We start from the raw sequence: 14,952 nt of genomic DNA on the forward strand, positions 1-14,952 counted from the left end.
ATGACGAACCCCCTGGTGGTGCAGTTCACCGGAATCGCCGGCGGACGTCTTGTCGGCGCGTTGATTCAGGCACTGAGCATGGTTCTCCTCGCTCGCATCTCCGGGCCGTCCGGCTTTGGAATCTTCGCTGCGGCTTATGGCGTCGGACTGGTGCTTCAAACCGTTCTGAACTTCGGCTTCACCCCATTTCTGGTTCGAATCCGTGCGTTGGGTGACCAGGAACCTCTCATAGCTTCGACTTTGGAGTTCTCGCGCCGCGCCAATCTGGCCGTTGGGGCGTTGCTGGTAATGATCGCGGCTGTGGCCTCGGCGTTCGAGCCGAGGCTTTGGTTCGTTGTGCCATTGGCAGTGTGGGTTGTCCTGGACAATTACGTCGAGACGCTGCTTTCGCTACCACTCGCTGACGGGGATACCTGGCAGAACGCCGTATCATTGCTCCTTCGACGAGCACTTGCCCTCGTCTTCGTCGCGGCCGCTTGGCTCTCGGGTGTCGATGCAGTGTTCTGGTATTCAGTGGGTCTCGCGTTCTCCTCGATGATCGCTGTCTTCGTGGCCATTCGGCTCGGACCGGTAATCACTCGTATCAGATCGAGGCGATCGTATACGTCGATTCTTCGTAAGTCATCGCACTTCTGGTTGAATTCCGTTGCCACTCAGACGCGTAACTTCGACGTACTGCTGGTTGGACTCGTGACATCCCCGGCAGTCTCCGGAATCTACGGCGTGACGAGTCGTATCACCACTCCGCTGCGGCTGATTCCCACTTCATTTGCGGCAGTTCTCATGCCTGCAGCGGCGCGCTCGACGACTGGGCGAATCACCCAGAGCATTCTGCGACCCGCGATGTATGTGTGTCTTGCCAGCGCGGTGATCTTCGGTGTGATCGCGGCAGTCATACCTGTAGTCGTGCCACCGGTATTGGGCGCTGCATATGTAGACGCGGTACCGGTAATGCAGGTCGTCTGCTTCAGTTTGATCTTCGCAGCGATCTCGTCGCAGTTGAACGCAATTCTGCAAGGCACGGGCAGAGTTGAAGTTGTCTCCTACATAACTGTTTTGAGCACGTTGATCTGCCTAGTCGGAATCGTGGTGGCGGCTCCCTGTTACGGGGCGCTCGGAGCTGGATGGTCGCTCTCGCTCAGCTACGTACTTCAAACCGTATTCCTGACCTGCGTCGTTGTCGTTGCAATGAGGAGGGATCCCCATGCGTAGGTTCTTCATGAGTATTGCGGCAGCCCAGGGGAATCTGGGAGACATCGAGATACGCCGAACAGCAGTCGATTACATGCGCGGCCTGGGATTGAGCCCCGTAGTTTTTTCGGGCAGTATGAGCGCGGAGTACGTCGATGCCTTCGATTGGGAACCAACCGACGAGGTCATGAACTCGGGCTTTCGTTTCTGGCGAGCAGTATTGGCCGATACGGTGCGCCGCAAGCGGGCAGTGATCGTCATGGCGCCAGGGCCTGCAGTTCTGGGAGCTTCGGTCGCGAGCGTCGTTAAACACTCGTTACTGGTGACAGTCTTTGCGGTGCTTCGCATATTCGGTACACGAATCCTCGTTTTGGGGCGATCGATCGAGGTGCGAAGCTCCGTCGCGGCAATACCCGAGAAGATTCTCGTCGGCGTCGCCGACGTCTACGCGGCACGTGATAAACGGACGTGCGAATATCTGCGAGGTAAGAGCCGGTTCTATCCCGATCTCGCGTTCCGGGGCAGCGCATCTGGCGTAGCGAAGTCGGCGGGCCAAGGATCTGCGGCCCGAGAAATAGCCTTGCTTTCGCTTCGGCATGACCGACCGGTGAACTACGCGAACCTTCGGTCGATCCACAATCAGGTGTCGGCAAATGGTTTGGATCTGATGGCCTGTTGCCAGGTTGCCGAGGACGACAACCACAACCGTGAAGTTGCTGCGACGCTCGGAATTCCCTACGTGGGGTGGGACGATGACGTGACCCATCGGCAACAGGAGTTCACTCTCCGTGCCCTGTACGAGCGCGCGGCTGTGACCATCAGTGACCGACTCCATGTTTTGATCCTGAGCGCTCGCGGTGGATCGATACCGGTGATGTCGGGCAGCAGTTCGGTACCGAAGCTGAGGGATTCGCTGGAACCGGTACTCGCGCCGCAGGCATTGTGGATGGACGACTCGACGGGTGGCAGCTTGAATCTCGGGCACGACGAATCTGCCCGAATCTTCCACGGAATGGATTCCGCTGCCGCGGAACTGGAGGATTTGAGATCGCGGATCAAGGAGGCAGTAATGCCGTGAGGGTTTCTCAGTTCTGGTTGTGGGGTCGGTACTCCCACACAACACAATTCGGCCGATGACTATCCGCAGACGAGTATCTGCTTCGAGGACGGGGTTTCAAGTGAAACGCGCACTGATTACCGGAATTACAGGCCAAGACGGTTCCTACCTGGCCGAGCTGTTGTTGAGCAAGGGATACGAGGTCCACGGACTTATTCGTAGGTCGTCCACGTTCAATACATCTCGCATCGATCATATGTATGTAGATCCCCACACCCCGGATGCAAAGCTGTTCCTCCATTACGGAGATCTCAGCGACGGGGCGCGTTTGGTCACCCTTCTCGCACAGATACGGCCGGACGAGGTCTACAACCTCGCGGCGCAGTCCCACGTACGGGTGAGCTTCGACGAGCCTGAACATACCGGCGACACGACGGGAATCGGGTCGATCAGGTTGCTCGAAGCTGTTCGAATGGCAGGGCTCGAATGCAGGTTCTACCAGGCGTCCAGCTCCGAGATGTTCGGTGCAACACCACCTCCGCAGGACGAGCAGACCCCCTTCTACCCTCGGTCGCCGTACGGCGCTGCGAAGGTCTATTCGTATTGGATCACGAAGAACTATCGTGAGGCATACGGGATCTTTGCCGTGAATGGAATTCTGTTCAACCACGAATCCCCCCGCCGTGGTGAGACGTTCGTGACCCGCAAGATCACGCGAGCAGTCGCTCGAATCAAAGCTGGCCTTGAAAGTAATTTGTACATGGGCAATCTCGATGCAATTCGTGACTGGGGATACGCGCCGGAGTACGTAGAGGGAATGTGGAGGATGCTTCAGGCTGACGAACCGGACGATTATGTTCTCGCGACTGGCGGCAACTATTCGGTCAAGGACTTCCTGACGGTGGCCTTCGAGCATGCCGGCCTGAACTGGGAAGATCATGTGCGCTTCGACGAGCGCTATCTCCGTCCGACGGAAGTCGATGCGTTGATCGGGGACGCCGGAAAGGCCGAGCAGAAGCTCGGTTGGAAAGCGACAGTGCATACCCCCGAACTGGCTCGAATCATGGTCGACGCGGACATCGAGGCGTTGACATGTGAGGGCAAGCCTTGGATCGATCGTCCGAACTTGGTGGATTGGGAGCACGCTCGATGACAGGAGGTTACGTGCAGCGGCCGCTCGATCGGAGCGAGAGTGTGTTCGTCGCGGGCCATCGTGGGCTCGTCGGTTCAGCGATATGGCGCCGTTTGGAAGCCGACGGTTTCGATCGCCTTGTCGGTCGCACGTCTTCCGAGCTCGATCTTCGCGACCGCGGTGCAGTATTCGACTTCTTCGCCGAGGAGAGGCCGAAGAACGTGGTTCTCGCGGCAGCCAAAGTGGGCGGGATCTTGGCGAACAGCACACTGCCGGTGGACTTCATCTCCGATAACCTTCGCATTCAGGTGAACGTGATGGATGCGGCGGCCGAGTTCGATGTCGAGCGCCTGCTATTCCTCGGGTCATCCTGCATCTACCCGAAGTTCGCTCCTCAACCGATTCGCGAAGAGTATCTGCTGACCGGTCACTTGGAGTCGACCAACGATGCGTATGCGATCGCAAAGATCGCCGGAATCCTGCAGGTGCAGGCTGTTCGCAAGCAGTTCGGGCGTCCGTGGATTTCCGCGATGCCGACCAATCTCTACGGTCCCGGTGACAACTTCTCTACCAAGGGCTCTCATGTGCTGCCGGCACTCATCAGGCGCTTCGACGACGCGCGCCGTGAGGGAGCGGCATCAGTTGTGAACTGGGGCAGCGGGACCCCACGGCGTGAGTTTCTCCATGTCGACGACATGGCGGATGCCTGCCTTCATCTGCTCGACCACTATGACGGAGTTGAGCACGTCAACGTGGGTACAGGCGAGGACCAGAGCATCGCGGAGATCTCCGCGATCGTGGCGGACGAGGTCGGGTTCGGCGGCGAGATCGAATGGGACCACACGAAACCTGATGGAACGCCGCGGAAGCTGCTCGACATCGGGAAGCTTCGAGATTTGGGTTGGCAGCCCAGGATTGACTTGTCTGAGGGGATCGCATCGACCGTGGAGTGGTATCGACAGAACGTCGATTCGATCAGGACATGAAGTACTACAGGATTATTCGACGTAAACCCGACTTCGACAGGCAGACATCGTTATGACTTCTCGTATTGCGGTATTCGGCACCGGCTATCTGGGGGCGACACACGCAGCATGCATGGCCGAGTTGGGTCACGAGGTTCTCGGGGTCGATGTCGATCCGAACAAGCTCGCTATGCTCGAAGCTGGGGAGGTTCCTTTCTACGAGCCAGGGCTCGAGGAAGTGTTGCGCCGCAACATAGCCGCGGGACGTCTTCGGTTCACGTCTTCCTACGAGGAGGCTGCAGAGTTCGCGGACATCCATTTCCTCGGTGTGGGTACGCCTCAGAAGAAGGGGGAGTTCGCGGCCGACATGCGTTTTGTCGATTCGGTGATCGAGACCCTCGCACCGCTCTTGACCAGGCCGGCTGTCATTTTCGGGAAATCGACTGTGCCCGTGGGTACTGCCGAGCGATTGGGTGCGCGGGCGCGTGAGCTGGCGCCTGCAGGACGAGATGTCGAGGTGGCGTGGAACCCGGAGTTCCTCCGGGAAGGCTACGCGGTGAAGGACACGCTTCACCCGGACCGGCTTGTACTAGGGGTAGACCGCAATCGACCTGGACGTGCAGAATCGGTTGCACGTGAAGTGTACGAGCAGCTCTTGAACGAAGGTATTCCCTTTGTCGTCACCGACCTTGCCACTTCGGAGTTGGTCAAAGCATCAGCCAATGCCTTTCTGGCGACCAAGATCTCGTTCATCAATGCGATCTCGGAGGTGTGCGAGGCCTCGGGTGCAGATGTCACGGTACTTGCCGATGCCATCGGTCACGACGAGAGAATAGGCCGGCGATTCCTCAATGCCGGGATCGGTTTCGGTGGTGGCTGTTTACCGAAGGACATCCGTGCTTTCATGGCACGCGCGGGTGAACTTGGAGCAGATCAAGCACTGACCTTCCTGCGTGAAGTCGACAATATCAACATGCGCCGTCGTACACGGATGGTCGAACTGGCCCGTGAAGCGTGTGGCTCGCTGCTCGGAGCCCGTGTGGCGGTTCTCGGTGCCGCGTTCAAACCTGACTCCGACGACGTTCGTGACTCGCCGGCTCTCAACGTCGCGGGTCAGATTCAGCTGCAAGGCGCTGCCGTCAATGTCTACGACCCAAAGGCAATGGGAAATTCGAAGGCTTTGTTCCCCACTCTCACCTATACGTCGAGCGCACTTGAAGCGTGTGCAGGGGCTGACGTCGTCTTGGTCCTGACCGAATGGACCGAATTTCGAAAATTGCTGCCGTCGGACCTCGAAACGATCGTGCGCAAGAAGGTGATCATTGACGGGCGAAATTGCCTGGAACCGAGCACCTGGCGCGACGCCGGGTGGACCTATCGAGGGCTCGGAAGGCCGTAAATCTTTGAAACCAGCCGTAAATCGTCGCAACCGTCAGTGGTCTGCGCCTGGTGCGAATCCGCCTTCGGGTGGATTCGCCAAAGCTCGGGACCAAGGTCCGTCAACAGATTCGCTGCGGCGGCGCGGCGCGGCGGTCTCGTCCCGCCGATGGTGTCGCGGTGTGGAATAGTGCCTTGTTCTGCTGGTGTGCAGCAGCTTTCGGCCCAGTGATCCGTGAATGCATCTGGATGGACTTTGGTCCTCGTCGCCAATTGGCCGTGGGTGATCCTCGCTCGGACGGCGGGATCGAATGTTGCTGCACAGCTGCGCCGAATTGTTGTTGCGGTGGTGAAAAGGTTAATGACACAGTAGAGTTCAGTCCAGCTGTTCGTAGTATTTGCTCCCAATTCGGACTGAATGCATGCGCTGGGGTAGCCGCAGGGCGGTCTCGGCAAGCAAGGCCGGAACTGGAAACGTGGGAGAGGGCCCTGATGTCCACTACCTCGAGCCCGTCGCTACGCCTTCATGTATCGGCTGCGTCATGACGTGCCATGTGCGAACGCGAACCTGCTCGTTCCGGACACGAAATCACACTATGTGTTTGCGATAGAAGATTGGCTGCCTCGTTCAGCCTGGATTGAGTGCAGCGGCTCGACAAGCGGCTGTCGATTACTACTCGAAGACGTGATTCGTGTTCGAGCCGAAGGAGATTCGACGATGGATGTACGGGACTACCTGAAGATTCTGCAGGCACGGTGGAAGATAATCGCTGTCGTCACTGTAGTCGTGATCTTGGGTGCATTGGGCGCCTCGTTGATTGCCACGCCGATCTACCAGGCTTCCACGCGCCTGTTCGTGTCGACCTCTACCGGAACAACCGTGAACGAGGCTTATCAAGGCAACCAACTCTCGCAGCAGTTGGTCACTTCCTACGCGAAGCTCCTTACCGGCGAGACGCTGGCACAGAGGACTATCGATTCAGTCGGGCCGGATCGGCTCGGCGGGCTATCTGCTGCGGAGATTTCATCGAAGGTGACCGCCACATCGGCACCGGAGACAGTACTTCTCGACTTGAGCGTGAAAGATGCGTCGCCTGACCTGGCTCGAGAAATTGCAAATGCGCTGTCGGACGAATTTGTCGTCATGGTCAAAGATCTGGGTACACCGGCCAACGGGGGCACGGCGCCGGCGCGCGTCGTTGTGGAGCAGCGAGCACAAACTCCGGCGGAACCGGTCTCGCCGAAGACGTCGCGGAACGTGGCACTGGGCGCCGCGATCGGGCTTCTGTTGGGGATCGGGTTAGCGGTGGTGCGTGACCGCTTGGACAACACTGTCAAAGAACGAAAGACAGTCGAGGACATCGTTGGTGCGGCGATGGTGGGAACAATTCCGTTCGACAAGGAACGTGAAGTTCATCAAGCGATCAACTTCCACGAAGGCAACTCCGCCAGTGCCGAGGCATACCGTGAACTACGTACCAATTTGCAGTTCCTGGCAGTGGATCGCCCCCCGAGTGTCATCGTCGTCACGAGTTCGCTTCCGTCGGAGGGTAAGACCACGACCGCCGTCAACATCGCACTCGTGCTGGCCGAGGCGGGCAAGAAGGTATGTCTCGTTGAAGGTGACCTGCGTAAGCCGCGGGTGTCGAAGTACCTCGGACTGATCGGAAGCGTCGGGCTCAGTTCGGTCCTGGCCGGGCAAGCAGATCTGGACGACGTGCTTCAGGTTACGAGCAATGCGGACCTGACAGTTCTTGCCTCGGGTCCGATTCCTCCGAACCCGAGCGAATTGCTGGGGACTGACACTGCCCAGGCAGTTTTCGCTGATCTACGCAGAAGGTTCGACTACGTCATCATCGACGCCTCGCCGTTGCTTCCGGTTACGGATGCTGCAGTTCTGTCTGCTCTGGCTGACGGCGCACTCGTCATTGCTCGTCATGGTTCGACGAAGAGGGAACAGTTGAGCAGGGCGGTGGGCAACCTCCACAGCGTGGGTGCGACGGTTCTTGGCACTGTCATAACGATGACCCCACTGAACGGTCGCGGGGTTTACGAGTACAAGTACTACTACGACTCCGATCCTGTTGTCGCTGACGTACCTCTGGGAAATTCGGCCAGCGCCGGTGCCAGTGCAGTGCGGGCTCCGTCGACAGTCAACTGATCGGATCCAGTACTGACCTTTTGGTTTCACCCGCGTCCGCGCTAATGGGCCCCCGAGCATTGCTCGGGGGCCCGTTAGCTTTGCAGCGGTTCTGCTAGCCCCGGATGTGTGGACTTCACACACTGCCGAGAAAGCAGATCCCGACCACAGTTGATCGCGGTGACGTCGCTCAGCCCTCACCGAAGCGAAGTCGGCTGAGCAGCGGGCCCACGAGATCGGCGATCTGAAGTCCGATCTCGTGAAAGAGGCTCTCTTCCTTGCCCATCGGATCCGTGACGTCCTCGGGCTCGGTGGCACGAAAACGCGGTCTGGCGGCGGCGAGATCGTCAACACTGCCGGCGTCCGCGAGCGAGGCCAACCGTGCGGCCTCTCGAAGGGTGAAGGTGCGCTTCAGTCGCGTTGGAGCCATCGCCAGGACTTTGTCCCGGTGACCTTCGGTCATAGTGAGAATGAGATCTGCATCCGCAGCCAGCGCCGTCGTCAGTCGGCGGGCTTGAAAATTTCCGGGGTCGCCGCCGAGACCCGCGAGCACCCGTGCCGCAGTCGGCTCGATCGGGTGTCCGACCATCGCCCGGGTGCCGGCACTCGAAGCGGTGAATCCGGTGGCCCCGGCTTCGGCGGCGTAGGCACGCGCGAGGCGTTCACCGGTAGGTGATCGGCAGATGTTTCCCGTACAGACAAAGAGAACGTGCATGGCAGAAGCATAGGTCGCAGGCGCGACGCACTCGTCGTACGCCCGATGTTGGTTTCGCGCCCACCTGGCGTACGTGTGTCGGAAAGTTCGGGCGCATACCAACAACACATGAAAATGACCGTGTTCGGAACGGGATACCTGGGGGCGACCCACGCAGTGTGTATGGCCGAACTGGGTCACGACGTGTTGGGCGTCGACATCGACCAGTCCAAGGTCGACAAGTTGTCTCGGGGGGAGGTCCCGTTCTTCGAGCCGGGTCTGACCGAAATGCTCGAGAAGAATCTGGAGTCGGGTCGGCTCCGGTTCACGACGTCCTATGCCGACGCCGCGGATTTTGCCGACATCCATTTTGTCGGGGTGGGGACTCCGCAGAAGAAGGGGGAGTACGCCGCGGATCTGAGTCACGTTCATTCGGTGATCGACATGTTGGCGCCGTTCCTTCGACGGCCTTCGCTGATCGTCGGCAAGTCGACCGTTCCGGTGGGCACGGCTGCGGCTCTCGGCGAGCGACTGCGGGCCACTGCGCCCGCGGGTGGCGCCGTCGAGGTGGCCTGGAATCCGGAGTTTCTGCGTGAGGGGCACGCCATCGCGGACACCCTGAGCCCTGATCGGTTGGTTCTGGGGGTTGATCGTGATCGACCGGGAAATGCCGAAGGTGTTCTTCGTGAGGTGTACGCCGAGATGTTAGGTGTGGGGGTGCCGTTCCTCGTGACCGATCTGGCGACATCCGAGTTGGTCAAGGGGTCTGCGAATGCGTTTCTCGCGACCAAGGTGTCCTTCATCAACGCGATTGCGGAGGTGTGTGAGGCCACCGGTGCCGATGTCACGATTTTGGCCGACGCTCTCGGGTACGACGCTCGGATCGGCAGGCGGTTTCTGAATGCCGGGTTGGGGTTCGGCGGTGGTTGCCTGCCGAAGGACATTCGGGCTTTCATGGCACGCGCCGGAGAGTTGGGCGTAGACCAAGCGCTGTACTTCCTTCGTGAGGTCGACAGCATCAACATGCGACGACGTACAAAAGCAGTGGAACTGGTGACGGCAGCCTGCGATGGTGGTTTGCTGGGAGCTAACGTGTCGGTGCTCGGGGCCGCATTCAAGCCTGAATCCGACGATGTGCGCGATTCGCCTGCGCTGAACGTTGCGGGAATGATGCAGCTGCACGGGGCGGCAGTTACCGTCTTCGATCCGAAGGCGATGGACAATTCTCGCCGACTGTTTCCCACCCTGCACTACGCAACCTCCACGTCAGACGCTTGCATGAATGCCGATGTCGTTTTGATCGCGACCGAATGGGACGAGTTTGCCTCACTGAAGCCTGCCGATCTGGAACCCCTCGTTCGTCGACGCGTGATCGTCGACGCCAGAAATTGCCTCGATCCGGAACTCTGGCGTGCTGCCGGTTGGAACTATCGCGGCTTAGGTCGGTAGGTCGAACGTCCAGGTAGCGAAATAGTAGCTGCGATTGGGCGTGGGATGCGATGCGCGAACCTCGTAGCCCATCCCTAGTGGGTAGACTTCCGGCCGGGGAATGACGGGGTCTGCTGACAAGACCCGTCATCGGTCGACGAAGGTGGATCATGAACTTGGTTTTGGGCGTGACGGTGGGAGCCAGCGCTGTGCGTTTGGCGCGCCCGGGGACGCCCGACCACAGCGGTCCGGTGTTTCGATCGAGATCGGTTGATCGGGGGCAAGACGTCCCGGAGGACATCGCTGCAGAAGCGACCCGAGTGGCGTTGTCCGAGAACGCCGAACTCAGCAGCCATACGGTCGTCGTCTACCGCGATCAAGCGCAAGCCGGTGCACTCCAGTCCGCGTTCGAAAAGAAAGGCATCGACAACTTCGAGCTGGTTCCCGAAGTACCAGCGACGCTTCGGATGCTCGAGGAACCCGGCGCATTGACCGATCAGAGCACGCTCGTCGTCGTCGACATGGGTAGTTCGGGATCGACGATCAGTGTTGTGGACAGGCATACGAGATCGACCGTGGTGACCGCTCGGTCGACTCGGGTCAGTGGAGACCACTTCGACGACCTCGTCTACTCCGATCAGACCGTGCGTCGCCGAATTGCGACGCCGGCCGACCCGGGCGGCGACTCCGAACTGCAGTCGCGATGCCGACTTGCCAAGGAACAGCTGTCCACACGGAGCGCGGTGTGCCTGCCCGGACCCGGTGGACTTCTCTTGTTGTCGCGGGAAGTTTTCGATTCATTGGTCGTCACGTCGGTGGAGGCTTTCGCGCGAGAGATACGAGAGGTTATCGCAACGTCCGGCCGTAACCCGGACGCGATTGTCCTTATCGGCGGCGGCGCGCGCATCCCGATTGTGCGAGCGATTCTCGCGGCGTGGCTGGATTGCCCCGTCATCGCGCCCGAGCAGCCTGAACTGGTGACAGCGCAAGGCGCTGCGCTGATCGCGGAGTTGTCCATGGCGCCGTCGTCACGCCCTGTCGCCGCGCCGGTTCAGGTCCCCGCGATGGCGCCGATCTTCGCACCTTATCCGATTCACACACCGGCAGAGGTGCCCCTCCCGGTGCAGGCGTTCAGCCATGGGGGAGTCGCGACGCTCCCCGAATCGGGACGACCGAAATCTGTGCCTGAGGTTGCTGTCGAGGCGAAGTCTGTTCCGCAGGAACAGATCTCGAGTCCGTACGCTGCGGAACTGCCGCAGCCGCGACCGAACCGGCACGAGCAACGATTCGACCAGAGTGCAGATTTTGTCGTCGCAGACGGTGAACCGTCCACGGACGGGTTCGGGGCCGAACGGGACGCCGATACCGAGGCCGTGATGGTTGACGCCCAGGCGTACTCGGCAGTGCGCGAAGACGAGGGAGTCGGAGCGGGAACCGCACACCCGTCGTGGCTCTCCGGAACCCAGACTGTGGAATCCACGTCCACCGAACCGAGGAATCCACTGCGTTTTGCAGGCCTCGGCGCCGGTGTGATCGCGGCAGTCGTCATCGTCGGGTTGGGGTTGGGCTATGGAGGAAAGGTCTTCGGAGACTCCGAGGAAGCTGGACCTGTGGCAACCGAGGTGACCACGCCGGCCCCGACGACCACGACTACGCCGCCGCCGTCCACAACGACTCCGCCTCCGACTGCGACTGAGGAAGCCCCACCCGTCGTCGAGGCACCGCCGGTTGTGCAGGACACCTACGTGCCGCCCGCACCCGCGCCCGCGCCTGCGCCTCCGCCGCCCGCGATCTACATTCCCGGGCTTCCGCCGATTCTGTTGCCGGTTCTTCCTCCGATTCCTGGACTCTGAGGCCCGGTTCTCAGCGTTTGGAGTGGCGTCCACCCGAAGTCGAACCGGCTTGGACCGCACTGCCGGGGGGACGTGCGAGAATCACGGCGATGGCAGTGGTGAGCGGAACCGAAAGAGCCAGAGCTATTCCGCCGACCGCGGACCGTACGATCTCGATCGCGACGGCATCACCGACCAAAACATCCTGAAGCGGGCGCCCGCTGACACTGAAGAGCAGCAGCAGTGGCAGCGCCCCGCCTGCGTACGCGAGAACCAAGGTGTAGACCGTGCTGGCGATGTGATCGCGTCCGACCCGCATCGCACCACTGAAGACTTTTCGGCGGGACGCATGCTTGTCGAGTTCGGCCAACTCGAATGCCGAGGACGCCTGGGTGATGGTGACGTCGTTGAGAACGCCCAGTGAGCCGATGATGAATCCCGCCAACAGCAGGCCGGTGATGTCTATGTGCTCGATGTACGTCTGAACATTGGTGTTCTGCTCTTCGGACAGTCCGGTGAGATGCGTCAGTTCGATACAGAGGTAGGAGAGAACGGCAGCGAGCACCATCGCGGCGAGGGTGCCCAGCAATGCCGAACTGGTTTTCAATGAGACGCCATGCGCCAGATAGAGAACCGCGTACAAGATCACCGCCCCGGCGACCAGTGCGACGGGTATTGCAGGCTTGCCGTCCAGTAGGGCGGGGAGGAGAAATCCGACGACAACGCCGAAGGCGATCACCAAGCCGACGAGTGCGCGCAATCCGCGCCACCGCGCAACGGCGATGATGACCACGGCAAACGCGACGACGATCAGCGCCAGCGGGAGTCCCCGCGAATAGTCCTCGAAGGAGTACTGCGTATTGCCGTTCGGGTCCGTCTGACGCACGAGGCGAATGTGATCACCCACGCGAAGGTCCGGCTGACCGGCGCCCGGAATGACCTCGAGTAAGGTCTTTGTTCCGGCATTCGGCCCGGATTCGATATCGACGATGCTCCGCTGGCATTGATAAGCCGAGGTGGGCGGCGGCTGCGGTGCACCGACGAATACCCTTCCAGCGGAAGAACTTCCGCAGTCGCCGAGGTCTTGCATGGTGACCGTGCCCGCCTCGGTTTCCACCGAGCTGCCGTCGGCATTCTGAAACGGGAGCGGGACCGGAAAAGAGTTTTTGTCGGGCCACAGCGCGATTGCTGCCGCGACGACGACCATGCCGATGACGACGAGCAAGCCGATGACGACGCGGGATGCGGTGGGCCCGATCTGGATGGGTCCGCCGTGGCCGTGGCCGTGACTCATCGGAAACGGAGTGTCGGACTGGGGATTTGCACCGGTGCAATGTTATCGGCTCCGAAGCGAATGGTCAGCTTCTGAGGACTGTGTCGATCAACGGCAGTGTCGATCAACGGCAGTGTCGATCAACGGCAGTGTCGGCACAGACAATATCCGGGATAGAAGTACCGGAGAGTGAAACTAAGATTGGTCGAGCTGGGTGGCGGGGAACAGGGGGGGGTTGTCCCCGCCACCAACCTGGTATCCACAGGGGGGGGGAGGGATACCAGGTGCTCGCGGCACCGAAGTGCTGATATCTAATCTACCCAATTTCAAACCGATTTGGCGTGTTGTCCAACTACCAATTTCACAACGAATCACGTACCGGTTGGACCGTTTTCACATCAGGGCAGGTCACTAAATAGTTCAAGTGTCAATCAAACCGCGTGGTTTGCGAAATATGTGACCAAGGTCGCACAAATGCCCCGCCGTTTTACGTTTACGGGGCATTTGTACAACGAATTGTTTACTCGATTTCGCCCGGATTCGGCCGGAGAATCTACTGCTTGTAGCTGGTGAGGAAGTTGCCGAATCGCTCGATGGCCACGGCAAGATCTCGGGCCCACGGAAGCGTAACGATGCGAAGGTGATCGTGGTTCGGCCAATTGAACCCGGTGCCCTGAACCATCAGGATCTTCTCCTGGAGAAGTAGGTCCTGAACCAACTTCTCGTCGTCGTGGATCTCGTAGACGTTCGGATCCAGGCGAGGGAACGCGTAGAGGGCGCCGCGAGGTTTCACGCACGAGACACCAGGAATCATGTTCAGCCGCTCCCAAGCGACGTCGCGCTGCTCGAGCAGGCGGCCGCCGGGCAGGATCAGGTCCTCGATGCTCTGGTGTCCGCCGAGGGCGACCTGAATGGCGTGCTGTCCGGGAACGTTGGGGCACAGCCGCGTCGACGCCAGGAGATCGAGCCCCTCGAGGAAACCGGCCGCATGATCTTTCGGCCCGGTGATCGCCACCCAGCCGGAGCGGTATCCCGCGACACGGTAGGCCTTCGAGAGGCCGTTGAAAGTCAGGCACAGCAGATCAGGGGCAAGCGTCGCCAGCGAGATGTGCTTTGCGTCGTCGTAGAGGATCTTGTCGTAGATCTCGTCGGCGAGGAGCAGAAGCTGATGCTTGCGCGCCAGATCGACCAACTGCTGCAGAACCTCCATCGAGTACACCGCACCCGTGGGGTTGTTCGGGTTGATGACGAGGAGAGCCTTGGTCTTGTCGGTGATCTTGGATTCGATATCGGCGATATCGGGATTCCAATCGTTCGCCTCGTCGCAGAGGTAGTGGACGGGTGTGCCGCCGGACAAGCTCGTCATCGCGGTCCACAACGGGTAGTCCGGTGCTGGGATCAGCACCTCGTCGCCGTTGTTGAGGAGGGCCTGCATGGTCATCGTGATCAGCTCGGAAACACCGTTGCCGAGGTAGATGTTGTCGACGTCGAGCTCGGGGAAGCCGGGAACCAGCTCGTATCGCGTCACGATCGCGCGCCGCGCCGACAGAATGCCCTTGGATTCCGAATAGCCCTGCGCATAGGGCAGAGCAGCAATCATGTCCCGCATGATCACATCGGGAGCATCGAATCCGAACGGTGCCGGGTTGCCGATGTTGAGCTTGAGGATCCGGTGCCCTTCCGCCTCCAACCGGGCGGCGTGCGCGTGCACCGGTCCACGGATTTCGTACAGGACGTTCTGGAGCTTCGACGACTGCTCCAGCTCGCGCTGCGGCTGACGATGGCGGACGGGTTCTGGTGTGCTCACGAGTTACATGATCCCACCACTGTGCAAGTGCATTGTCGGGGACTGTGCAGTGCATT

At 60.3% G+C, this 14,952-nt stretch carries 11 protein-coding genes; 8 read left to right on the forward strand and 3 right to left on the reverse strand.

Features of this window, described 5'->3' with window-relative positions:
- From ACSW29_RS07915 to ACSW29_RS07940, 6 genes are all read left to right on the forward strand, one after another.
- The gene (locus ACSW29_RS07915; protein WP_317828204.1) at window positions 1-1,212 is read left to right on the forward strand and encodes a lipopolysaccharide biosynthesis protein; all 1,212 of its coding nucleotides are present in this window, start codon (window positions 1-3) and stop codon (window positions 1,210-1,212) included.
- The gene (locus tag ACSW29_RS07920) at window positions 1,205-2,269 is read left to right on the forward strand and encodes a polysaccharide pyruvyl transferase family protein (RefSeq protein ID WP_448276994.1); all 1,065 of its coding nucleotides are present in this window, start codon (window positions 1,205-1,207) and stop codon (window positions 2,267-2,269) included. Before ACSW29_RS07915 ends, ACSW29_RS07920 begins: the two co-directional genes overlap by 8 nt.
- Window positions 2,270-2,369: 100 nt before the next feature.
- Window positions 2,370-3,401 (forward strand): GDP-mannose 4,6-dehydratase, encoded by a 1,032-nt coding sequence (gene gmd, locus ACSW29_RS07925; RefSeq protein ID WP_317828202.1) that lies wholly within the window; start codon window positions 2,370-2,372, stop codon window positions 3,399-3,401.
- A complete protein-coding gene (locus ACSW29_RS07930) occupies window positions 3,398-4,366 on the forward strand; it encodes a GDP-L-fucose synthase family protein (protein ID WP_317828201.1) in 969 nt (322 codons plus the stop codon). Before gmd ends, ACSW29_RS07930 begins: the two co-directional genes overlap by 4 nt.
- Window positions 4,367-4,418: 52 nt before the next feature.
- Window positions 4,419-5,744, forward strand: coding sequence for a UDP-glucose dehydrogenase family protein (locus ACSW29_RS07935; RefSeq protein WP_230816377.1), 1,326 nt, complete (start codon window positions 4,419-4,421; stop codon window positions 5,742-5,744).
- Window positions 5,745-6,440: 696 nt separating this feature from the next.
- Window positions 6,441-7,883, forward strand: coding sequence for a polysaccharide biosynthesis tyrosine autokinase (locus ACSW29_RS07940; protein WP_317828200.1), 1,443 nt, complete (start codon window positions 6,441-6,443; stop codon window positions 7,881-7,883).
- Between the two features lie 169 nt (window positions 7,884-8,052).
- Here ACSW29_RS07940 and ACSW29_RS07945 read toward each other — a convergent pair whose 3' ends face one another.
- Window positions 8,053-8,577, reverse strand: coding sequence for an arsenate reductase/protein-tyrosine-phosphatase family protein (locus tag ACSW29_RS07945; RefSeq protein WP_317828199.1), 525 nt, complete (start codon window positions 8,575-8,577; stop codon window positions 8,053-8,055).
- A gap of 108 nt (window positions 8,578-8,685) precedes the next feature.
- Between ACSW29_RS07945 and ACSW29_RS07950 the strand changes: the two genes are divergently transcribed.
- Together ACSW29_RS07950 and ACSW29_RS07955 are read left to right on the forward strand one after the other, a co-directional pair.
- On the forward strand, window positions 8,686-10,005 hold the full coding sequence (locus tag ACSW29_RS07950; protein ID WP_317828198.1) for a UDP-glucose dehydrogenase family protein: 1,320 nt from the start codon (window positions 8,686-8,688) through the stop codon (window positions 10,003-10,005).
- 149 nt (window positions 10,006-10,154) lie between these two features.
- Window positions 10,155-11,837: an Hsp70 family protein gene (locus tag ACSW29_RS07955; RefSeq protein WP_448276995.1), complete on the forward strand. Its 1,683-nt coding sequence runs from the start codon at window positions 10,155-10,157 to the stop codon at window positions 11,835-11,837.
- Between the two features lie 10 nt (window positions 11,838-11,847).
- Here the strand turns inward: ACSW29_RS07955 and ACSW29_RS07960 are convergent, their stop codons facing one another.
- Window positions 11,848-13,110, reverse strand: a complete 1,263-nt coding sequence (locus tag ACSW29_RS07960) for a YibE/F family protein (RefSeq protein WP_283305974.1) — start codon at window positions 13,108-13,110, stop codon at window positions 11,848-11,850.
- Between the two features lie 532 nt (window positions 13,111-13,642).
- Window positions 13,643-14,896: a pyridoxal phosphate-dependent aminotransferase gene (locus tag ACSW29_RS07965; RefSeq protein ID WP_019747413.1), complete on the reverse strand. Its 1,254-nt coding sequence runs from the start codon at window positions 14,894-14,896 to the stop codon at window positions 13,643-13,645.
- Window positions 14,897-14,952: the final 56 nt, after the last annotated feature.

The sequence above is a fragment of the Rhodococcus sp. GB-02 genome, assembly GCF_053470465.1.